The organism is Caulobacter sp. GW821-FHT12F03, from assembly GCF_058806855.1.
On the sequence record NZ_JBXAQC010000001.1, the window covers coordinates 385,042 to 405,362 of the forward strand.

Below are 20,321 nucleotides of genomic sequence, written 5' to 3' on the forward strand. Positions count from 1 at the left end.
ACGCCGACGTCCCGAACGGGGCGGTTGGCTGTCCGGCGAAGTCGCTCTATCTGATGCGGCGAGACCTCGGGGGGTAGCATGAACCGTATCGTCGCACTTCTGGCCGTCCTGGCCCTGGCCGCCTGTTCCAGCGCGACCGGCAAGCCGTCCGCGCCGCCGGCCGCCGATCCGGCGACGGCCCGCGTCATCGGCGAGGGCGGCGTGGTCGGCTACGTCGACGCCCCCACCGGCGCCCATGTCTGGCGCGCCATCCCGTTCGCGGCCCCGCCGGTCGGCGACCTGCGCTGGCGCGCCCCCCGTCCGCCCGCCGCCTGGACCGGCCAGCGCGTGTCGGTGAAGCCCGCCCCATGGTGCCCGCAGCAGCTCAGCGCCCTCGACGGCGTGAAGAAGGAACGCTTCGGCGACATCGTCGGCCAGGAGGACTGCCTCTACCTCGACGTCTACGCCCCGCCGATGGCCGCCGACGCGGCGGCCCGGGCGAAGCTGCCGGTGATGATGTGGATCCACGGCGGCTCCAACACCTGGGGCCGGGCCGAGCAGTACGACGGCTCGGCCCTGGCCGCCCGCTACAAGGTCGTGGTGGTCGTTATCCAGTATCGCCTCGGCGCGCTCGGCTGGATGGCGATGGACGCCCTGCGCCAGGGGGGGGGGCTGCCGGATGACGCCTCGCCGAACTTCGGCACGCTCGACCAGATCCGCGCGCTCGAATGGATCCGTCAGGACATCGGCGCCTTCGGTGGCGACGCCGGCCGGGTGACCATCTTCGGCGAGAGCGCCGGCGGCCAGAACGTCGCCGCCCTGCTGACCAGCCCCCGCGCGAAGGGCCTGTTCCACCGCGCGATCATCCAGTCGGGCTCGTTCCGCTCGACGCCGATCCAGGAAGCCGAAGGGCTGGAACAGTTTCCCCGCGCCGAGTCCGGCGTCACCCTGGCGCCGAAGATCGTCGGCGAGGGCAATCCGATCACCGGCGCGGCGCTGCGCGCGGCGCCGGTCAAGGCGATCTACCAGGCCTACAAGACGCCGGACGAACAGCGCGATCCGATCCGCATCATCGCCGACGGCGTGGTCCTGCCGGCCGGCGGCGTCGACTCCGTGCTGGGGGATCCGGCGGCGTACAACGCCGTACCGGTGATCACCGGCACGAACCAGGACGAGATGAAGCTGTTCAACGCGCTCAATCCCTCGCTGGTGAAATACTGGTTCGGCAAGTTGCCGGTGGCCCGGAAGCAGGGCCTCTACGACGCCTTCTCCCGTTATCCGAGCCGGATGTGGAAGCTGAACGCGGTGGATACGCCGGCCTCGCGTATGACCGCCGGCGGCCTGCCGACGGTCTGGGCCTACCGCTTCGACTGGGACGAGGAGGGGCGGGTGCTGATCAGCAATCTCGGCAAGCTGCTCGGCTCCGGCCACAGCCTGGAGATCCCGTTCGTCTTCGGCCACTTCAAGCTGCTGGGCGCCTTCGACCGGTTCGCCTTCACGAAGCACAACGAACCGGGCCGCATCGCCCTGTCCAACGCGATGATGAGCTACTGGGTCAACTTCGCCGCCACCGGCGCGCCGGGACGCGGCGTCGACGGCAAGCTGCCGGAATGGAAGCCCTGGTCGAACGCCCCGGCGGCCGAGCGGATGATGATCTTCGACAGCCCGGCCGGGGGCGGCTGGCGCATGAGCAGCGACCGCGAGACCAGCCAGCGGATCGTCGCCGACCTGCTGGCCGACAAACGGGTGAAAACCCAGGCCCAGCGCTGCGATATCCTGACCCGCGTGGCGCGCGACAATCCCGAGCTGGGCCCGGTGATGGCGGCCCGCTGCCCGCGCGGCCTGGAGGCCGGCCCGCCGCACTGACGGCCCGCCTTCAGATCGTCGCGGCCGTTTCCGCGACGAGGCCCAGCAGCCAGGCGACGGGGCCGGTGTCCTGTTCGCCCTGGCGCACCACGGCGCCGATCTCGAACGCGCGCGGCGGCGTCGCCGGCTCGACGACCACGACGCGGCCCTTCTCGACGGCCGTCTGGGCGAACCGGCGCGGCAGCAGCGCGGCCATGTCCGTCTGCACCACGATGCTCAGCGCCGAATAGGAATCGGGCACGGTCACCGGGCCGTCGAAATCGCTGATGCTGGTTGAGCCCAGCGCGTAGTCCTCGCTCCAGGCTGATATGCGCAGCAGGTGAAGGTTGCGCTGGTCCTGGCGCGGATCGCGGGCCGGCTGGCCGGCCGACACCAGCAGGTGGGGCAGGCCGACGATGTCCTCGACGGTCATCCCGGGGCGGGCGGCGGGATGGTCGGCCCGCACGACCCACACGCCCTGCTCGCTGAACAGGGACCGGTAGGCGAACCTTTCCGGCACATGCTCGAAGCCGGCGATGACCATGTCGATGTCACCCCGATCGAGCGCGGCGGTGACCGGTTCCTCGATGTTGCGGACGCGCAGGCGCACGCCAGGCGCGGTCTTCAGCACCCGTCCCACGAGCGCCGGCATCAGCACCGCGCCGGTGTAGGCCCCGGCCGCGATGTCGAACCGCCGGTCGGTGGTCGCCGGGTCGAACACCGGGGGAGAGACGGCCGCTTCCAGCAGCTTCATCGCCTCGCGGACGGCCCCGCCCAGCTCCATCGCGCGCGGCGTCGCCTGCAGGCCGGACGGGCCGCGCACGAACAGCTCGTCGTTCAGCGCCAGGCGCAGGCGCGACAGGGAATGGCTCACGGCGGACTGGGTCAGGCCGAGCCGCAGTCCGGCGCGCGTCGCGTTTCCTTCCGCCAGCAGGGCTTCGAACACCCGCAGCAGGTTCAGGTCGAGGGATTTGAAATGAATGTCATTCATGATTTGCGTGACAACATATCATTTTGATCATGTGGCAGGCGAGGCGTATTGCAACGCTCCTATCCGCGCCTTCCCGACGCGGGTCACCGGAAAATGCATGAGACTCGACGGCGCCCATTGTCGGGATCGCCGCGCATGGACGTGGAGCGACGAGTGAGCGACGCCGAAGGATACCAGGCCATCGCCGACGCCGACGAGGCGGCCGCCGAGAAGGAGCACCGGCGTGACCTGAGCGGCCGGCTGCGCCTGCCGTTGATGATCGCCGGACCTCTGGTCGTGCTGGCCCTCGTCGCCTGGTTCGTTCTCACCTCGGGCCGGTTCCAGTCGACCGACAACGCCTATGTCCAGGTCGCCCGGACCCGGATCAGCTCCAGCGTCGAGGCCCGCGTCGTCGAGGTCGCGGTGCACGAGAACCAGGTCGTGAAAAAGGGCCAGGTGCTGCTGCGGCTTGACGCGGCGGAGATGGCCGTCTCCGAGGCGGAGGCGAAGGCGGCGCTCGAAACCGCGCGCCTGCAGGTCCGCAGCGCCCAGGCCGTCTATCGCCAGCGGCTGATCGACCAGTTCGCGGCCCGCGGCAACGTCGCCTTCTTCGAACGCGAGGCCCGTCGCCAGAAGGAGCTGGCCGCTATCGGCGCCGTCACCCAGGCCCAGGCGGCCGAGGCCGCGCACGCCTACGATACCGCCCGTTACCAGGCGGCCGTGGTCGACCAGACCGTGGCCGTGGCCCTGGCCGAGATCGGCGGCCGGCCGGGCCTGCCGGTCGACCAGCAGCCGCGCGTGCTCAGCGCCCGGGCCGCGCTGGAGCGCGCCCGTCTCGACAGCAGCTACGCGGTCATCGTGGCGCCGGCCGACGGCATCGTGACCAAGGTCGACCAGATCCAGGTCGGCGACCGCGTGGCGGCGTCCCAGGCGCTGTTCTGGCTGATCTCCGGCCAGCCGTGGATCGAGGCCAACTTCAAGGAAGACCAGCTGGCCCACATGCGCATCGGCCAGCCGGTGACCATCAAGGTGGACGCCTATGACCAGACGCTGACCGGCCACGTCGCCAGCTTCTCGCCGGGCACGGGCTCCAGCTTCGCCCTGCTGCCGGCCGAGAACGCCACCGGCAACTGGGTCAAGGTCGTGCAGCGCCTGCCCGTGCGCATCGCACTCGACAGCCCCGTCCCGCGTCTGAGCGCCGGCCTCAGCGCCCGGGTCAAGGTCGACGTCCGCGACCGGTCCAGGCCGCGATGAGCGCGGCCCGCAACGGGCGGGACGACGCCGGCAACCGCGTCGCCATCACGGTCGCCATCATGCTGGCGACGGTGATGACCTCGCTGGACACGACGATCGCCAACGTGGCGCTGCCGCACATCCAGGGCAGCGTCTCGGCCTCGGCCGAGCAGATCACCTGGGTGCTGACCTCCTACATCGTCGCCTCGACGATCATGACGCCGTTGACCGGCTTTCTCGCCGACCGGCTGGGTCGCAAGATGCTGCTGATGGTCTCGATCGTCGGCTTCACGGTCGCCTCGATGCTCTGCGGCGTCGCCAACAGCCTGATCGAGATCGTGCTGTTCCGCCTGCTGCAGGGCATCTTCGGGGCCACCCTGATCCCGCTGTCCCAGGCCGTGCTGCTCGACATCAACCCGCCGGAGAAGCACGGCCAGGCCATGGCCGTCTGGGGCGCTGGCGCGGTGCTGGGGCCGGTCATGGGCCCGGTGCTCGGCGGTTGGCTGACCGACAATCTCGACTGGCGCTGGGTGTTCTTCATCAACCTGCCGATCGGCATCCTGGCCTTCTTCGGCGTGTTCCTGTTCCTGTCCGAGAAGAAGGGGCTGGTGAAGAACCGCCTGGACATCCTCGGCTTCGCCACCCTGTCGCTGGCCATCGGCGGCTTCCAGATGATGCTCGACCGCGGCCCCGGCCAGGACTGGTTCGGCTCGCGCGAGATCTGGACCTACCTGGTCATCGTCATCATCAGTCTGTGGATCTTCGGCGTGCAGATCGCCACGGCGAAGAAGCCGTTCGTCGACCGCGCCCTGATCAAGGACAGCAACTTCGTCATCTGCTGCATCTTCGGCTTCTTCACCGGGGTGCTGATGTTCAGCGTGCTCGCCCTGCTGCCGCCGATGATGCAGACGGTGCTCGGCTATCCGGTGGCCTACGCGGGGGTCATCAGCATGACCCGCGGCGTCGGCTCGTTCATCTCGATGATGTTCGTCGGCCAGCTGATCGGCCGGGTGAACATCCGCGCCATTCTGACCACCGGCCTGGTCATCAACACCGTCTCGCTATGGCAGATGGCCCACTTCTCGCTGGGCATGGACGCCATGCCGATCGCCGTCTCCGGCTTCCTGTCGGGGCTGGGCACCGGGCTGATCTTCGTGCCGCTCAGCACCATCGCCTTCGCCAAGGTCGCGCCGCACCTGCGCGCCGAAGGGGCGGGGGTCTACACCCTGGTGCGCAACATCGGCTCGGCCGCCGGCATCTCGATCATGCAGGCGCTCTACGTCAGCGGCGCCGAGAAGCACCATTCGGCCCTCGTCGAGCACGTGCGGCCCGACAATCCGCTATTCCAGGCCTATCGCCCGGAAACCTTCAGTTCCGAGAGCGCCATCGCCGCCTTCAACGCCTTCATCGGCCAGCAGGCGCGGATGCTGTCCTACATCGACGACTTCCGCCTGATGGTCGTGCTCAGCCTCATCTGCGCGCCGCTGATCCTGCTGATGCGCGCGCCTAAGAAGCCCCCCGCGGGAGACAACAGCCATGTCGCGATCGACTGACGCCCTCAGGAGCCTGCTGCTCGCCGGCGCGGCCGGCCTGACCCTGGCCGGCTGCGCCACGGTCGGCCCGGACTTCGCGCGGCCGGCCGCGCCGACGACCGCCGGCTACGCCATGGCCGGCGACGCGCCCGTCGGCGGTGTGCGGACGGTCCCGCTCGCCGAGGGGCGCGGCGTCTGGTGGTCGGCGTTCAACTCGCCCGAGCTCGACCGGATCATCCGCCAGGCGCTGGCCGACAGCCCGACCCTGGCCGAGGCAGACGCCCGGCTGACGGCCTCGCGCGAGGCCCTGGCCCAGGCGCGCGGCGAAGGCCTGCCGCAGGTCGACGCCACCGGCGGCGTGAAGCGCCAGCGGGCCAACCTGCAGTCGTTCGGCTTCACCGACTTCGGCGGCGTGACGATGAGCAATCCGACCTTCACCCTCTATTCGGTGGGCGGCGCGATCCGCTACGACCTCGACCTGTCCGGCGGCGAACGACGCCGGGTCGAGGGGGCGCAGGCCCGCGCGGAGGCCGAGGCCCGGCGCGCCGAAGCGGCCTACCTGACCCTGACGGCCAACGTCGCGCTGCAGGCGGTGACCATCGCCACGCTCGACGAGCAGATCGCCGCCACCGAGCGGATGATCGCCGCCGACCAGGCCGAGATCGATCTCGTGCAACGCGCCACCGCCCTGGGCGGCTCAACGGCGGGCGGGCGCTTCGAAGCCGGCAAACAGCTTCAGGAAGACGAGGCGCTGCTGCCGCCGCTGCGGGCGGAACTGGCGGCGGCCCGCCACGCCCTGGCGCAGCTGGTCGGCAAGGCCCCCGGCGAGTGGGCCGCGCCCGGCTTCCGCCTTGACGGCCTCGCCCTGACCGGCCCCGTGCCGGTGGCCCTGCCGTCGGACCTCGTCCGCAAGCGGCCGGACATCCTCGCCGCCGAGGCCGACCTGCACGCCGCGACGGCCGATGTCGGCGTGGCGACGGCCGACCTCTATCCCAGGCTCAGCCTGACCGGAGCGTTCGCCCAGGGCGCGCTCAAGCCGACGGACCTGTTCTCCTACGACGCCAGCGGCTGGGACTTCGGCGCCGGCCTGACCGCGCCGCTGTTCAACGGCGGGGTGCTGAAATCGCGCAAGCGCGCGGCCCAGGCGGCGGCGCTGGCCGCAGACGCGCGTTATCGCCAGACCGTGCTCGCCGCCTTCGTCCAGGTCAGCGACGCCCTGCAGGCGCTGGCGGCCGACGATGCCGCGATCGCCGTGCAGCAGCGGGCGCTCGCGGAGGCCGACCAGAACCTGCGCGACGTCCAGGCCGCGTTCCGGCGCGGCGGCGACACCCTGGCCAGCGTCCATGACGCCGAGCGTCACGTCGGCGAGGTCGCCTCCGATCTGGCCCGCGCGCGCGGGCGGCGGCTCGCCGACGCCATCCGGCTGTTCGCGGCCGCCGGCGGAGACTGGCGCGCGGCCTGACCGCGCGAGGAATTCGCCTGTCAGCCGAAAACCCGCCAGGGCCGCCGCGAAACGGTGTTCAGTGGATCAGGGTTAACGGTGGATCAGGGGGCGGACGGCCGATGCGCGGATGGATGCCGATGCTCGGGGCGACGTCGGCGGCGCTGATCGCCGTCGCCGTGCTCGGCGGCGACGCGGCCCAGGCCGGCGGCGGCGACGACTGCCCGCCCAACGCCGTGCCCGGCCAGTGCTACGAGAAGGTGCTGATCCCGCCGCGCTACGAGACCGTCCTGGAGCAGGTGCTCGAAACGCCCGGCCGCACCGGCTCGCGCATCGTGCCGGCCGTCTATGACGAGGCGGTGCGCCAGGAGCTGGTCAGCCCCGAGCGGGTCGAGACCTGGACCGTGCCGGCGACCTGGCGCACCGTCTACGAGACGGTGGTGGTCCGGCCGGCCTCCTGTCGCTTCGAAACCCTTCCGGCCGAGTACGATACGATCACCGAGCGGGTGCTGGTCCGTCCGGCGCACACCGAATGGCGTCGCGAGGCCGTGGGCGGCGCCGTGTCGGCCGCGCCCGGAACGACCCGGGTCCTGCCGACCGGGGAGGTGCTCTGCCTGGTCGAGGTCCCGGCGGAGTACCGGCTGGTGACGCGGCAGGTGCTGCGCACGCCGGCCCGCACGGTCCGCATCGACATCCCGGCGGAGACCCGCACCGTCGCGCGCCAGGTCGTCGACTGCCCGGCCCATCAGGAGCGGCGCGTCATCCCGGCGCAGTACCGCACGGTGCGGGTTCCGGTGCTGCTTCAGCCGGAGCGGGAAGAGACCTGGTCGATTCCGCCGGTCTATCGCACGGTCAGCCGCCAGCGGCTGGTCAGCGAGGGTCGGTTCGAGTGGCGGACGATCCAGTGTGCCGACGGCCGGCCGTCGACGCCGCGCCCCTATCCGGGTGAAGCGCCCTACAGTCCCGCCCCGCAGGGCTACAACCGCTAGCCCTGATCCGAAGCGGTGAAGGCCAGGTCCGCGTCGAGGAAGAAGTCGACCAGCGTCGTCGGCATGTCGCTGGACGCGCGCCCGACCAGCGGGACGGCCTCGATCTCCAGCCTTATCCCGCCGGTGTCGCGGCCGCGCCAGACGTCCTCAAGCTGGATGCGATAGTGCTGGCTGCCCATGGCGTGGCCCATCGGCACGAGGAAGATCCCGTCCTTGAACAGCACCGCGCCGTCCCGCTTTGCCCGCGCCGTGAACCGCACCATCGACGCCGCGTGCGGGTCGGGCATGACTTCCAGATAGCCGGTCGCCGCCTCGGCCTGGCCCCGCGCGAGGGCCGGCGAGATATCGACGAAGGCCGACGCCGGCCCCATCCGCTGCATGGCCCAGCTGTAGGACCTGCGCCGCACGATGGGCGGGCCGGGCGCGGTGGCGAACACCACCGGCGGCGTCGGGTCGAACTTGTAGACATAGCCGAGCGTGGCGGTCTCGATCGTGGCTCCGGCCAGCACCGGCGCGACCGCCCGCCCGGCCGGATCGACGAACCCGCCCAGCGACTCGTTGCGCCAGGCCTTGGGGAACACCTGGCCGGCATGCTTGCCGCGCCACAGCGTCCAGATCCGGTCGATGTTGGCGTGATGCATCCAGAAGATCGGATCGTTCGGCGACCGGTCCAGCCGGCCCATGTCGCCGCCGACGAAGCCGTGGATCAGGTTGTGGCCGCCCCATTCGGCCGAGCCGGAGTAGTAGCGTCCGCCCGCGTCGCGCGCGCTGCGCGGCCGGCCGAAGAAGGTGCCGAAGTCGTCGGTCAGCCGGCCGTTCAGCCACTGGTCGTTCTGGGTCAGGAACCGGGTGATGCTGTCGCCGGGCTGGGCCGTGCGGCCGGGGACGCGGAACACCGGGTCACTCAGGAAGAGATCGGGAATCCGGTCGTCGTCCCAGTCCCAGAAGGGCAGGGCGAAGTCGGGCCGGCCGCTGATCGCCGCGACATGGCGCTCGAACCAGGCCAGCTGCAGCCGGTGCCATGGCAGGAAGCGCCAGGACGAATGGTGGCGGTGGCTCATGTCGGCGTGGATCGCGATCTGGGCGTCCCAGGCGCCGGACTGGCGCATCACCGGAATGGCCCGTCGCAGGGCCGCGATGTCCGGGTCGTCCCGGCCCAGCGATGACACCGGCTTGCGCGTGCGCAACGCCTGTCCGCCGGCCGTCGTCGCGGCGGCGCCCGCCAGACCGGCGGCGGCCAGGCCGCCCAGCACAGCGCGTCGATTGAAACTCATGGCCGGCTCCCCCAGGCGGCGCATTCGTCAGGGTGCGGAGCGGGAAGTCAAATGGCGTCGCGCGGCGGGGGAATGGCCGCCGGACTGTCGGCTGCCCGACGCTGTGCGGCGACGACTCGCCTGTCAGGCGTCATCCATGGCCCGATAATTCCCCATTCAGGGACAATGGGCATCTGGCCGCTTGACCGCGGCTATATGGTTAATCATCGTTATCTCAGGCTGGACCTCTCCGGACGATGTTCCGGCGAGTGACGAAGACTTCGGGTCTTGTGATCCGCTGAAGGGGTGCTGACGTGAAAAACAGAATTATCGCGGGCGTGGTCTTTGCGCTCGCCTCCGCCGCCGCCGGCGCCGCCTTCGCGGCTGACCCGTACGGCCCGCCGCCGCCCCCGCCGGGCGGTGGCTACGGCCCGCCCCCTCCGGGGTCGGTCGACTGCCTGTGCACGCGCGCGGTGGTCTTCTATGGCCCGACCTCGTCTTGGGGCGACATCCGCGTCCGCGCGCCGGGCGTGCGCGTCTATGGCGCGCCGGTCGAGGTCGCCACCGGCCGCATCGACATCCAGGGTCCGCCCGTCTACGTCGACGCGCCCCCGATCCACATCCAGGCGCCGCAGATCTACCTGCAACGCCCGCAGGTCTATGTCCGTCCCTCGACCGTCACCGTCGACGCGCCGGAAATCCACTTCTCGGGCTGCGCCGAAGGCGAACGCTGCGAGCCGGCTCCGGGCGGTCACCCCTAAGGGGCCGCACGACCAGATCAATACGGAACGGCCGGGCTCACGCCCGGCCGTTTTCGTTTGCGCGGATGGTGACGACCTCAGCGGGTGCAGAAATCGCGCGCCTCGCGGGCCAGCGGCAGGTCCCCGCCGGCGAGGGCGGCCTTGATCGCCTCGTCGCATTTCTGCTCGCTGAGCAGGCCGGTGACCTTCGTGCGCAGGGCGGCCTTCACGGCCATCTCCTCGCGAAGGCGGCGCGCCTCGCGTCGGTCGGCGGGCAGGCACAGCGACAGCCAGTTGGCGTCGGCGCAACTGGCCACCAGCCGGGCCTGGCGCGCGGCCTCGGCCTTCTCGACCTCGCTGACCGGCGGCACGGCGGGCAGGGTGGCGCCCGGCGACGTCGTCGGCGTGGCGGGGGTCGTGGTCACCGGCGCCTTGCCGTCGGGCGACACCAGCAGCGTCACCGACGGCATCTGGTAGTGGCAGACCCAGCCGCTCGGCGTCATGTCGCAGGACTGCAGCGTCGCCTGGCTTTCGGCGGCCGCCGGCTCGGCGGCGAGGGCCAACAGAAGCGCAATCATGATCAACCTCGCGGGCGAACATCGCTCGGCGGAAACCATAACGCCAACCGGGCCGCGGGCCGAAGCCTTTCTGCGAACGGGGGAACTCAGAGGCCCAGCAGCGCCTTGGCCATGATGTTGCGCTGGATCTCGTTGGTCCCGGCATAGATGCTGCCGGCCCGGTCGTTGAGGTACTTCGCCGCGACGGTGTGGCTGTAGGCCGGCCCGACCGAACTGAAGTCGTTCGGCGGAACAAAGCCTGGCGTCGGTCCGCCCGCGGCCACCGCATGCGGCTGGTGGGCCACGGCGTAGAGGCCGGCCGCGGCAAGCGCCACCTCGGTGATCCGCTGGCTCAGCTCGGTGCCGACGGTCTTAAGGATCGATGACTCCACCCCGGGCGCCTCGCCGCCGGACAGCTTCGACATGACGGTCGACTCGATCGCCTCCAGCGCATCGACCCGGGTCGAGACCTCGGCCAGCTGCGAGAGCAGGGCGCGGCCCTCGCCATCGAGCTCCGGCGCGTCGCCGAATTCGGCCTTCAGCATGGCGGCGATGCGCTGCAGCCGAACCTTCATCCCGGGCGCGGCGACGCTGCCGCCCCGTTCGAACTGCATCAGGTACTTGGCCACGGTCCAGCCCTTGCCGACCGGCCCGACGACGTTGGCCTTCGGCACGCGGACGTCGGTGAAGAAGACGTGGTTCTGGATATGCTCGCCGGACAGCGAGATGATCGGCTGCACCTCCACGCCGGGCGTGGCCATGTCGATCAGCAGGAAGGTGATGCCCTTCTGCGGGATGTCCTCGGTCGAGGTCCGCACCAGGCAGAAGATCCAGTTGGCCACGGCCGCGTGGGTGGTCCACAGCTTGTGGCCGTTGCAGATGAAGCTGTCGCCGTCCTCGACCGCGCTCATGGTCAGGGTGGCGAGGTCCGACCCCGAGCCCGGCTCGGAGTAGCCCTGGCACCAGAAGTCCTCGCCGGACAGCATGCGCGGTAGATAGCGGGCCTTCTGTGCGTCCGTGCCGTAGCCGATCAGCACGGGGCCGCACATGCCGATGCCCATGGGCGAGACGGGCGGCGCTCCGGCCTTCGCCAGCTCGCTGGCGAAGATGTAGCGGCGGGTGATCGACCAGTCGCAGCCCCCGTGTTCGACGGGCCAGGCCGGCGCCACCCAGCCCTTGCGGTGCAGGATTTTCTGCCAGGCCATGCCGGTCTCGTAGTCGGCGTAGACGCTGGTCATGCGCGAGCCGGCCGAGCGCAGCTCGGGCGTCAGGTTGTCGTCGAGAAAGGCGCGCACCTCGTCGGCGAACCGCGCATCGTCGTCGCTCCAGGCCAGCTTCATCGCATCCTCCGTTCCGCGCTTCGGCGCGGTTTTCACGAGCAGGCGCGGGCAAACCCTGCGTCAGTCAAATTGTCCTTGCCACGGACGCAGGGGAACCGTGTTCAATGCCCTGAAACACCCAACGAGAGGCGGGCCACGTCAGCCGCGCCTCCACGCCCCAGAGGACGAAACGATGACCACCGCGCCTTCCCAGGACGCTCCCCGGACTGTCGACGCCGTCGTTGTCGGCGCGGGATTCGCCGGCCTCTACATGGTCCACAAGCTGCGCGACGCGGGGTTCACGGTCCAGGGCGTCGATGCGGCGAAGGACGTGGGCGGGACCTGGTACTGGAACCGCTATCCCGGCGCCCGCTGCGACATCCCGAGCCTGCTGTATTCCTACACCTGGTCGGACGAGCTGCGCGACAGCTGGCGCTGGAGCGAGAAGTACGCGACCCAGCCGGAAATCCTCGCCTACGCCGAGCATGTCGCCGACCGTTTTGACCTGCGGCCGGCCTTCCTGTTCGAGACGAAGGTCGTCTCGGCCGCGTTCAATGAGGAGACCGGCCGCTGGCGGGTCGAGACCGACCGGGGCCAGGTGTTCGACGCCCGCTTCTGCATCATGGGCACCGGCTGCCTGTCCGTGCCGCGCGTGCCCGACCTGCCCGGCGCCTCGACCTTCAAGGGCAAGGCCTATGTCACCGGCCAGTGGCCGCACGAAGGCGTCGACTTCAAGGGCAAGCGCGTGGCCATCATCGGCACGGGCTCGTCGGCCATCCAGTCGATGCCGCTGATCGCCGCCGACGCGGCCCAGGTCACGGTGTTCCAGCGCACGCCCAACTTCAGCCTGCCGGCCCTCAACACGCCGCTGACCGACGAGGAAGTGGCGGCCTTCAACGAGGCCTTCCCGATCTACAAGGCGCTGCTGGACAGCGGCGAGCCGGGCATCCCCCTGCCGCCCAAGGGCTGGGTCCCGAGCGACGAGGAGCTGGCCCCGCTGGTCGAGCAGCTGTGGAATGGCGGCGGGCTGATCTCCGCGGCGATGATCCCGGAGCTGATGCGCAACGAACGGATCAATGACGCGGCGGCCGACTTCGTCCGGGCCAGGATCCGCGAGATCGTCAAGGATCCGGTGCTGGCCGCGAAGCTGACCCCGACCAGCTTCCCGATCGCCGCCAAGCGCGCCTGCGTCGATACCGACTACTTCGCCAGCTACAACCGCGACAACGTCACCCTCGTCGACCTGCGCGAGACGCCGATCGAGGCGATCACCGAGTCGGGCGTGCGGACCTCGGACGCGGAATATCCGGTCGACATCATCGTCTACGCCCTCGGCTTCGACGCGATGACCGGCGCCCTGCTCAACATCGACATCCGCGGGCGCGGCGGCGTGGCGCTGCGCGACGTCTGGCGGGAGGGCCCGAAAACCTACCTGGGCGTCGCCGTCGCCGGTTTCCCCAACCTGTTCACGGTCACCGGCCCGGGCAGCCCCTCGGTGCTCAGCAACATGCTCAACTCGATCGAGCAGCACGTCGACTGGATCTTCGACGCCATCCAGCATGTGCAGAAGACCCAGTCCGCGCTGATCGAAGCCACGCCGCAGGCCCAGGACGACTGGGTCGCCCATGTGAACGAAGAAGCCGATCAGACGCTCTATCCCCGGGCGGCGTCCTGGTACGTGGGCGCCAATGTGCCCGGCAAGCCCCGCGTCTTCATGCCTTACGTCGGCGAGGGCTACAAAAAGCGCTGCGACCAGATCGCCGCCGATGGCTACGTCGGCTTCGCCCTCAGCCGGTGACCGCCATGGCCATGCTCGACATGCAATCCTACCTCGGCTGGAAGATCGACTTCCGTCATCCCCACGGGGAGCCGTCGCTGGCCGATCCGGGTTCGGTCCACTGGCGCGTCTACAAGAACCCCATCGCCCTCGCCATCGGCGGGGTGGCGGCGGTGCTGCTGGAGTTCGCCGACGCCCGCATCCGCTCGGGCGTCTGGGATCACTCGACCTACAAGGTCGATCCGATCGGTCGGTCGAAGCGCACGGGCGTGGCGGCGATGGTCGGGGTCTATGGCCCGCAGAGCGCCGCGCGCCGCGTGATCCAGGGCGTCACCAACATGCACGCGCGCGTCACCGGCGAGACGCCGAAGGGCGAGGCCTACAAAGCCCTGGACCCGGAACTGCTCGACTGGGTCAGCGCCACGGCCGGCTATGGCTTCCTCAACGCCTACGACCGGTTCGTGTCGCCGCTGAGCGAGGCCGAGAAGACCCGGTTCTACAGCGAAGCCGGGCCCGTCGCCCGGCTCTACGGCGTGCAGCACTCGCCGACCTCGACGGCCGACTTCCTGGCCATGATGGACAGGCTGGTCGACCGCTTCGAGCCGCATCCGATCGTCGGGGAGTTCCTCGCCATCATCCAGTCGGGCCAGGCCGCCCCGGGCGCGCCGAAGAGCCTGCACCGCGCCTTGGCGCGCGCGTCGGTGTCCCTGCTGCCGCCGATCGTGCGGCAGAAGCTCGACCTGGGCCGCGAGTACGACCTGACCACCGCCGACCGCATCGCGCTGAAGCTGGCCGGGGCCCTGGCCGACCGGATCGCCATCCCCGGTTCGCCGCCGTGCGACGCCAGCCTGCGCCTCGGGTTGCCTGCCAACTTCCTCTATCGCAGCCAGGCGGCGCAAAAGCGCCTGCTGGCGGCGCGCGCCGCCTCGGCGCCGGATGCCGCCGAGACGGTCGCGGCCTGAACCTCAGCGTCCGATGAACACCGGCGGCCGCTTTTCGAGGAAGCTGGCCACGCCCTCCTTGTGGTCCTCGGTGTTCATCAGGGCGCGGATGGTCTCGATGGCCCAGCCGCCGAGGTCGCGCGGGTCGCCGTAGGTCCCGCGCCGCAGGCCCTCCTTCATGTACCGCAACGCCAGCGGCGGGTTGCAGGCGATGCGCGCGGCCATCGCCCGGGCGCGGGTCATCAGCTCCTCGTGCGGCGTCACTTCGCTGACCAGGCCGATGCGCAGCGCTTCGGCCGCGTCGATGATGTCGCCGGTGAACAGCAGCTCGGCCGCCTTGGCCGGGCCGACGATCGAGGGCAGGCGGTAGAAGCCGCCGACGTCGCAGACCAGGCCGCGCTTGATGAACATCTCGCTGAAGCGGGCCTTCTCCGAGGCGATGCGGATGTCGGCGTAGAGCGCCAGCTCCATGCCCCAGCCGACGGCGGCGCCGTTGACGGCCGCGATCACCGGCTTGTCGCACTCCAGCGCCGCCATGGCCGCCGGCGTGGGCCTGTGCCGCACCACGGGCGAGCGGTCCTTCGACACGGCCTTGGGCCCGGCCATGATCTCGCGCACGTCATCGCCCGAGCAGAAGGCCGGGTCGGCGCCGGTGACGATCACGCAGCGCGCCTCGCTGTCGGTCACCGCCCGGCGGAAAGCCGCTTCCAGCCGGTCGTAGGCGTCGAAGTTCAGGGCGTTGCGCTGCTCGGGCCGGTTCAGGGTGATGGTCGCGACATGATCGACGACCTCGTAGGTCACGCTTTCGGCGGCGGCGTCCTGGCTCATGATCGTTTCCCCACGCCGGTTTCCGGCCTTGTTGCGTCACAGGATGCGCGCCCGCACGGGCCGTCTCAATCGGGAAATTCGGGTGTCCCGACGTAAGGGCTTGTGGCGCCGGAAGGGAAAGCGGCCATGGTGCGGGCGAAAGAGGATTCCGCCATGACCGCTTCCGCGCCCCCCGTCCGCGACGTGACGCCCGCCCACTGGTTCGACCCGGCGCCGCTGGAGGCCTGGCTGCGCCGCGAGGTCGCGGATTTCGGCGACGCCATGATCGTCCAGCAGTTCCAGGGCGGAGCCTCGAACCCGACCTTCCTGCTGACGACGCAAGCCGCGGACGGCCCGCGCCGCTATGTCCTGCGCAAGAAGCCGCCCGGCGTGCTGCTGGCCAGCGCCCACCAGGTCGACCGGGAATACAAGGTGATGAAGGCCCTCGACGGCCTCGTCCCGGTGCCGAAGATGCGCGCCCTCTGCATGGACGAGGCGGTGATCGGCACGGCCTTCTATGTCATGGACTATCTCGAGGGCCGCATCTTCCGCGACGCGACCCTGCCAGGCATGACCCCGGCCGAGCGGGCGGCGATCTATGACGATCTCAACGCCACCCTGGCCAAGCTGCACAAGGTCGATTTCGTCGCCGCCGGCCTCGGCGACTTCGGCAAGGCCGGCGGCTATTTCGAGCGCCAGGTCAGCCGCTGGACGAAGCAGTACCGCGGCGCCGAGAGCGAGCTGATCCCGGAGATGGAGGCGCTGATCGCACAGCTGCCGGGCCGCATCCCGAAGGAGGACCCGGTGTCCATCGCCCACGGCGACTACCGGCTCGAGAACGTCATGTTCCACCCGACCGAGCCCCGGCTGATCGCGGTGCTCGACTGGGAGCTGTCGACCATTGGCAACCCGCTGGCGGACATCGCCTACAACGCCTTCCTCTGGCGCTCGCACTCCCCGTCCTGGGGCACGCTGCAGGGCGTCGACTTCGCCGCCAGCGGCATTCCGACCGAGGCGGACTACGTGGCGGCGTATTGCGAGCGCATGGGCCGCGGGCCGATCGAGGACTGGCCGTTCTACATGGCCTTCTCGATCTTCCGCCTCGCCTCGATCTCGCAGGGCGTCTACCGCCGCATCCTGGCCGGCAACGCCGCCAGCGACCGCCCCGCCGAGAACGGCACGCCCCATCTCGCCAGACAGGCCCTCGAGATCCTCGAAGGCCGCGACTGATCTTCAGACCCTGAAAGACCGCCCATGACCTATCCGATCCCCAACGTCTCCACCGACCTGACCGGCCAGGTGGCCCTCGTCACCGGCGCCTCTTCGGGCCTCGGCGTGCGCTTCGCCAAGACCCTCGCCAAATGCGGCGCCAAGGTCGTGCTGACCGCCCGCCGGCTCGACCGGCTGGAAGCCCTCGCCGCCGAGATCCGCGCCGACGGCGGCGAGGCGCTGGCCCTCGAACTCGACGTGACCAACGCCGACCAGCTGCTGGCCGTGGTGGCCAAGGCAGAGGAAGCCTTCGGCACGGTGACCATCCTGGTCAACAACGCCGGCATCCCCGACGCCCAGCGGGCGGTGAAGATGTCGGTCGACCTGATCGACCGGGTCATCGGCGTGAATCTGCGCGCGCCCTACATTCTCTGCTGCGAGGTCGCCCGCCGGCTGATCGCGGCGAAGAAGCCGGGCCGGATCGTCAATATCGCCTCGGTCGCCGCCTTCGAATACAGCGGCAACGGCGCCGCCCTCTATTCGATCACCAAGTCGGCCGTGGTGCGCATGACCGAGGCCCTGGCCGTCGAGTGGTCGAGCGCCAACATCAACGTCAACGCCATCGCGCCCGGCGCCTTCGCCTCGGAGATGATGGACGGCATGCTCTCGCGCGTCGGCGACATCAGCCAGCATTTCCCGCGCAAGCGCCTCGGCGATCCGGCGCAGCTGGACAGCACCCTGCTGTTCCTCGTCTCGCCGGCCTCGGACTTCGTCACCGGCTCGACCATCCGCGTCGACGACGGCCAGAGCGGGCGGTAGCTGGGGGGCGGTCGCGCTTCCGCCGCCCTCAGCCGTTCACGTCCACCACGGTCCGGCCGCGCACCTTGCCGTCGAGGATGGCGCGGCCGACGGCGGGGACCTCGGCCAGCCCCACCTGCGTCACCGTCGTCGCCAGCTTCGACAGGTCGAGATCCCGCGCCAGCCGGGCCCAGGCCTTCGCGCGGGCCTCGAACGGGGCGTTGACCGAGTCGATGCCGGCCAGGGTCACGTTGCGCAGGATGAACGGGAACACCGAACCCGGCAGGTCGACGCCCTGGGCCAGGCCGCAGGCGGCCACGGCGCCGCGATAGTCGGTCTGGGCCAGCACGTTGGCCAGGGTCTGGCTGCCGACGGAGTCGACGGCGCCGATCCATTTCGGCGAGGCGATCGGCGGGCCGGGCTCGGACAGGCTCTTTCGGTCGATGATCTCGGCGGCGCCGAGGGCGGTCAGATAGCCGCTCTCTTCCGGACGGCCGGTCGAGGCGATCACCCGGTAGCCCAGCCGCGACAGGATCAGGATCGCCACAGACCCGACCCCGCCGTTGGCGCCCGTCACCAGCACCGGCCCGCTGTCCGGGGTCAGGCCGGCGTGTTCGAGCGCGAGGATCGCCAGCATGGCGGTGTAGCCGGCGGTGCCGATGGCCATGGCGTCGCGCGTGCCGATGCTGTCGGGCAGCTTGACCAGCCAGTCGCCGTTGACCCGCGCCTTCTGGGCGTAGCCGCCATGGTGCGTCTGGCTCAGGCCCCAGCCGTTCAGCACGACCTTGTCGCCGACGGCGTAGCCGGCGTGGGACGACGCCGTGACCGTGCCGGCGAGGTCGATGCCGGGCACGAGCGGGTAGGTCTGAATCACGCCCGGCCGCCCGGCGAGCGCCAGGCCGTCCTTGTAGTTGACGGTCGAGTAGTCGACGTCGATCGAGACGTCGCCCGGCATCAGGTCGGCCTCGGCCATGTCGACCAGGTCAACGGAAACCGTGCGGTCAACGCGGGTCGCGAGCAGCGCCTTGAAGGTCATGATCTGGTCCGGTCAGCGGGAGGGGAGGGGGCGGTCCCGATCATACGCCCAGGCCGCGGTTGACCCACAGCAGGGCGCGTTCGAACAGGCCGACGGTGGTGGCGTGCAGCCGGTCGCCGGTGGCCTTGGGCGCCTTGCCGGCGCAGGCCCGGGCGTGGGTGCCCTCGAGGATGATGCCGAGCTTGTAGCAGGCCAGCACGGCGTACCAGTCGAGGTGGGCCAGATCGCGGGTGGTGCGTGGCCGGTAGTGCTCCACCAGCTCGGCCCGGGTCGGAAAGCCGTCCCACGGCGTGACGCCGACCGATCCGGCGGACGGGCCTTCGTCCGGCCAGGTGGCCATCAGCCAGCCCAGGTCGAGCAGCGGGTCGCCGATGGTCGTCAGCTCCCAGTCGACGATCGCCGCCAGTTCGGCGCTGTCCGGCCGGAACAGCACGTTCGACAGGTGATAGTCGCCGTGCAGGATGCCGGGCTGGAAGCTCGGCGGCCGGTGTTCCTCCAGCCACTTGCCGACGATCTCGACGCCGGGAATCGCCGACGGCCCGGGCCATTCGGCGAAGGCCGCGTAACTGTCGAGCTGCGCCCGCCAGCGGGCCACCTGTCGCTCCAGATAGTTGGCCGGCTTGCCGAAGTCGGCCAGGCCCACGGCCAGATGGTCGACGGCCCCCAGCGCGGCGATGCCCTCGACCATGGCCAGGCCCATGCGCCGCCGCACGGCCGGGTCGCCGGCGTGAAACGGCGGCAGGCCGGTGGTCGGGTTGAAGCCGTCGACCGGCTCCATCAGGTAGAAGGCCGCGCCGATGAGGGTTTCGTCCGGACAGGCGGCGATCAGGCCCGGATGCGGCACGTCGGAGCCGGCCAGCGCCGCCAGCATCCGCGCCTCGCGCCGCATGGTTTCGTTGGAATTGTCGCGCAGATGCCGCGGTGGACGGCGCAGCACATAGGCCCGGCCCGCCCGCTCGAACTTCAGCAGCAGGTTCTGCGTCCCGCCGGCGAGGGCCTGGGCCTGTTCGATCGGTCCCGAGCCGAGGCCCTGGCCATCCATCCAGCCTTCGAGGACGGCCAGATCGACCATCCCCGCCCAGGCGGGCTCGGGCGATGACGGGGCGCCCACGGCGGTCAGGCCGCCGCGGACGGCCGCGCCGCGATGCGCGCGAACCAGGCCTTGACCCATTTCGCCTCGTCGGGGATCGGCTGGCCCACCTCGCCGCCGAAGCCGAGGAACACGAACAGCAGGATGTCGGCCAGGCTGAACCGGTCGCCGCAGACGAAGGCGTTGTCACCCATCAGGCCGTCGAGCCAGAGGATGCGGTCCCTGGCGATAGCCTTCAGTTCGGCCGCGCCCTCGGCCCCGACCAGCTTGATGCGGCTCTCGAACAGGCCCCGGCCCTCGGCCGCCCGGAAGGCGTTGGTCAGCGGCTCGCAGATGTTCAGGTCGATGCGCCGGGTCCACATGCGCGTCTCGGCGCGTTGCTCCGGCGTCGCGCCGATCAGCACGGGAGTCGGATGCTTTTCCTCGAGGTATTCGCAGATGACGGTGATCTCGGTGATGATCTGGCCGTCGTCGAGCACCAGCGCCGGGGTCTGGCCGGCGGGATTGACCGTGTCCTTGTAGGGCGGCTTGCGGTTCTCGCCGCCCAGCAGGTCGATCTCGATGGTCGGCAGGGACAGGCCCTTCTCGGCGGCGAACATCCGCACCACGTGCGGGTTCGGACCGATCGAATTGTAGAGTTTCACGGGGCGTCCTCCGGTCGCTTCTGGTTTTGCCGCGACTTGACCGGCCCGGGGGCGGGGTCGTCAAGCCGGACCCCGCGTCAACGGCCGCCGGAAAATTCCGCCGGACGTTCAGTGATCCACTCTGGATTTACGGCGTAAATCAGGAGAGGGTGCGCGCCGCG

General features: G+C 70.4%; 18 protein-coding genes. 10 read left to right on the plus strand and 8 right to left on the minus strand.

Translation table 11 applies throughout. From position 1 onward, the window contains the following. Positions 1-78: 78 nt before the first annotated feature. Complete coding sequence (locus AC1RN0_RS01815) at positions 79-1,845, plus strand: carboxylesterase/lipase family protein (RefSeq protein WP_492785717.1); 1,767 nt, start codon at positions 79-81, stop codon at positions 1,843-1,845. Positions 1,846-1,855: 10 nt separating this feature from the next. Here AC1RN0_RS01815 and AC1RN0_RS01820 read toward each other — a convergent pair whose 3' ends face one another. Next, positions 1,856-2,815 carry a LysR family transcriptional regulator gene (locus AC1RN0_RS01820; RefSeq protein WP_492785718.1) on the minus strand — a complete coding sequence of 320 codons (960 nt, stop codon included), beginning with the start codon at positions 2,813-2,815 and terminating at the stop codon, positions 1,856-1,858. A gap of 153 nt (positions 2,816-2,968) precedes the next feature. On the opposite strand from AC1RN0_RS01820, the gene AC1RN0_RS01825 reads away from it, so the two are divergent. The 4 genes from AC1RN0_RS01825 (at position 2,969) to AC1RN0_RS01840 (ending at position 7,989) form a co-directional block, all read left to right on the plus strand. Next, positions 2,969-4,048: an HlyD family secretion protein gene (locus AC1RN0_RS01825; RefSeq protein ID WP_492785719.1), complete on the plus strand. Its 1,080-nt coding sequence runs from the start codon at positions 2,969-2,971 to the stop codon at positions 4,046-4,048. Further along, a complete protein-coding gene (locus tag AC1RN0_RS01830) occupies positions 4,045-5,580 on the plus strand; it encodes a DHA2 family efflux MFS transporter permease subunit (RefSeq protein ID WP_492785720.1) in 1,536 nt (511 codons plus the stop codon). Before AC1RN0_RS01825 ends, AC1RN0_RS01830 begins: the two co-directional genes overlap by 4 nt. Then, positions 5,564-7,021: an efflux transporter outer membrane subunit gene (locus AC1RN0_RS01835; protein WP_492785721.1), complete on the plus strand. Its 1,458-nt coding sequence runs from the start codon at positions 5,564-5,566 to the stop codon at positions 7,019-7,021. The genes AC1RN0_RS01830 and AC1RN0_RS01835 overlap by 17 nt, the downstream gene beginning before the upstream one ends. A 101-nt stretch (positions 7,022-7,122) precedes the next feature. Next, entirely contained in the window at positions 7,123-7,989 is an 867-nt protein-coding gene (locus AC1RN0_RS01840; protein WP_492785722.1) for a hypothetical protein, read from the plus strand. Here the strand turns inward: AC1RN0_RS01840 and AC1RN0_RS01845 are convergent. After that, complete coding sequence (locus AC1RN0_RS01845) at positions 7,986-9,263, minus strand: tyrosinase family protein (protein ID WP_492785723.1); 1,278 nt, start codon at positions 9,261-9,263, stop codon at positions 7,986-7,988. The genes AC1RN0_RS01840 and AC1RN0_RS01845 overlap by 4 nt on opposite strands. 293 nt (positions 9,264-9,556) lie before the next feature. Here AC1RN0_RS01845 and AC1RN0_RS01850 point away from each other — a divergent pair, with 293 nt between their 5' ends. Continuing rightward, positions 9,557-10,003: a hypothetical protein gene (locus tag AC1RN0_RS01850; protein ID WP_492785724.1), complete on the plus strand. Its 447-nt coding sequence runs from the start codon at positions 9,557-9,559 to the stop codon at positions 10,001-10,003. 77 nt (positions 10,004-10,080) lie between these two features. Here AC1RN0_RS01850 and AC1RN0_RS01855 read toward each other — a convergent pair whose 3' ends face one another. Both AC1RN0_RS01855 and AC1RN0_RS01860 read right to left on the minus strand, forming a co-directional pair. Further along, positions 10,081-10,560, minus strand: a complete 480-nt coding sequence (locus tag AC1RN0_RS01855) for a hypothetical protein (RefSeq protein ID WP_492785725.1) — start codon at positions 10,558-10,560, stop codon at positions 10,081-10,083. 86 nt (positions 10,561-10,646) lie between these two features. Then, the gene (locus AC1RN0_RS01860; protein ID WP_492785726.1) at positions 10,647-11,879 is read right to left on the minus strand and encodes an acyl-CoA dehydrogenase family protein; all 1,233 of its coding nucleotides are present in this window, start codon (positions 11,877-11,879) and stop codon (positions 10,647-10,649) included. A 172-nt stretch (positions 11,880-12,051) separates the two neighbouring features. Here AC1RN0_RS01860 and AC1RN0_RS01865 point away from each other — a divergent pair, with 172 nt between their 5' ends. Both AC1RN0_RS01865 and AC1RN0_RS01870 read left to right on the plus strand, forming a co-directional pair. After that, positions 12,052-13,656, plus strand: coding sequence for a flavin-containing monooxygenase (locus AC1RN0_RS01865; RefSeq protein WP_492785727.1), 1,605 nt, complete (start codon positions 12,052-12,054; stop codon positions 13,654-13,656). Positions 13,657-13,661: 5 nt separating this feature from the next. Further along, a complete protein-coding gene (locus tag AC1RN0_RS01870; protein ID WP_492785728.1) occupies positions 13,662-14,597 on the plus strand; it encodes an oxygenase MpaB family protein in 936 nt (311 codons plus the stop codon). A 3-nt stretch (positions 14,598-14,600) separates the two neighbouring features. Here the strand turns inward: AC1RN0_RS01870 and AC1RN0_RS01875 are convergent, their stop codons facing one another. Further along, positions 14,601-15,404, minus strand: a complete 804-nt coding sequence (locus tag AC1RN0_RS01875; protein WP_492785729.1) for an enoyl-CoA hydratase/isomerase family protein — start codon at positions 15,402-15,404, stop codon at positions 14,601-14,603. 153 nt (positions 15,405-15,557) lie between these two features. On the opposite strand from AC1RN0_RS01875, the gene AC1RN0_RS01880 reads away from it, so the two are divergent. Together AC1RN0_RS01880 and AC1RN0_RS01885 are read left to right on the plus strand one after the other, a co-directional pair. Continuing rightward, positions 15,558-16,613, plus strand: a complete 1,056-nt coding sequence (locus AC1RN0_RS01880) for a phosphotransferase (protein ID WP_492785730.1) — start codon at positions 15,558-15,560, stop codon at positions 16,611-16,613. A gap of 24 nt (positions 16,614-16,637) precedes the next feature. Then, positions 16,638-17,411, plus strand: a complete 774-nt coding sequence (locus AC1RN0_RS01885) for an SDR family NAD(P)-dependent oxidoreductase (protein WP_492785731.1) — start codon at positions 16,638-16,640, stop codon at positions 17,409-17,411. Positions 17,412-17,439: 28 nt separating this feature from the next. Here AC1RN0_RS01885 and acuI read toward each other — a convergent pair whose 3' ends face one another. The 3 genes from acuI to AC1RN0_RS01900 are packed head-to-tail and all read right to left on the minus strand — an operon-like array spanning position 17,440 to position 20,160. Next, entirely contained in the window at positions 17,440-18,426 is a 987-nt protein-coding gene (acuI, locus tag AC1RN0_RS01890) for an acrylyl-CoA reductase (NADPH) (protein WP_492785732.1), read from the minus strand. A 40-nt stretch (positions 18,427-18,466) separates the two neighbouring features. Then, entirely contained in the window at positions 18,467-19,597 is a 1,131-nt protein-coding gene (locus tag AC1RN0_RS01895; protein ID WP_492785733.1) for a phosphotransferase family protein, read from the minus strand. After that, on the minus strand, positions 19,543-20,160 hold the full coding sequence (locus AC1RN0_RS01900) for a glutathione S-transferase family protein (protein WP_492785734.1): 618 nt from the start codon (positions 20,158-20,160) through the stop codon (positions 19,543-19,545). Before AC1RN0_RS01900 ends, AC1RN0_RS01895 begins: the two co-directional genes overlap by 55 nt. Between the last annotated feature and the right edge of the window lie 161 nt (positions 20,161-20,321).

What these genes read in the sequence shown, in the direction of transcription:
- AC1RN0_RS01815 (WP_492785717.1), top strand. Translation starts at nt 79, where the DNA reads ATGAACCGTATCGTCGCACTTCTGGCCGTCCTGGCCCTGGCCGCCTGT.
- AC1RN0_RS01820 (WP_492785718.1), bottom strand. Translation starts at nt 2,815, where the DNA reads ATGAATGACATTCATTTCAAATCCCTCGACCTGAACCTGCTGCGGGTG.
- AC1RN0_RS01830 (WP_492785720.1), top strand. Translation starts at nt 4,045, where the DNA reads ATGAGCGCGGCCCGCAACGGGCGGGACGACGCCGGCAACCGCGTCGCC.
- AC1RN0_RS01835 (WP_492785721.1), top strand. Translation starts at nt 5,564, where the DNA reads ATGTCGCGATCGACTGACGCCCTCAGGAGCCTGCTGCTCGCCGGCGCG.
- AC1RN0_RS01840 (WP_492785722.1), top strand. Translation starts at nt 7,123, where the DNA reads ATGCGCGGATGGATGCCGATGCTCGGGGCGACGTCGGCGGCGCTGATC.
- AC1RN0_RS01845 (WP_492785723.1), bottom strand. Translation starts at nt 9,263, where the DNA reads ATGAGTTTCAATCGACGCGCTGTGCTGGGCGGCCTGGCCGCCGCCGGT.
- AC1RN0_RS01855 (WP_492785725.1), bottom strand. Translation starts at nt 10,560, where the DNA reads ATGATTGCGCTTCTGTTGGCCCTCGCCGCCGAGCCGGCGGCCGCCGAA.
- AC1RN0_RS01860 (WP_492785726.1), bottom strand. Translation starts at nt 11,879, where the DNA reads ATGAAGCTGGCCTGGAGCGACGACGATGCGCGGTTCGCCGACGAGGTG.
- AC1RN0_RS01865 (WP_492785727.1), top strand. Translation starts at nt 12,052, where the DNA reads ATGACCACCGCGCCTTCCCAGGACGCTCCCCGGACTGTCGACGCCGTC.
- AC1RN0_RS01870 (WP_492785728.1), top strand. Translation starts at nt 13,662, where the DNA reads ATGGCCATGCTCGACATGCAATCCTACCTCGGCTGGAAGATCGACTTC.
- AC1RN0_RS01875 (WP_492785729.1), bottom strand. Translation starts at nt 15,404, where the DNA reads ATGAGCCAGGACGCCGCCGCCGAAAGCGTGACCTACGAGGTCGTCGAT.
- AC1RN0_RS01880 (WP_492785730.1), top strand. Translation starts at nt 15,558, where the DNA reads ATGACCGCTTCCGCGCCCCCCGTCCGCGACGTGACGCCCGCCCACTGG.
- AC1RN0_RS01885 (WP_492785731.1), top strand. Translation starts at nt 16,638, where the DNA reads ATGACCTATCCGATCCCCAACGTCTCCACCGACCTGACCGGCCAGGTG.
- acuI (WP_492785732.1), bottom strand. Translation starts at nt 18,426, where the DNA reads ATGACCTTCAAGGCGCTGCTCGCGACCCGCGTTGACCGCACGGTTTCC.
- AC1RN0_RS01895 (WP_492785733.1), bottom strand. Translation starts at nt 19,597, where the DNA reads ATGGGTCAAGGCCTGGTTCGCGCGCATCGCGGCGCGGCCGTCCGCGGC.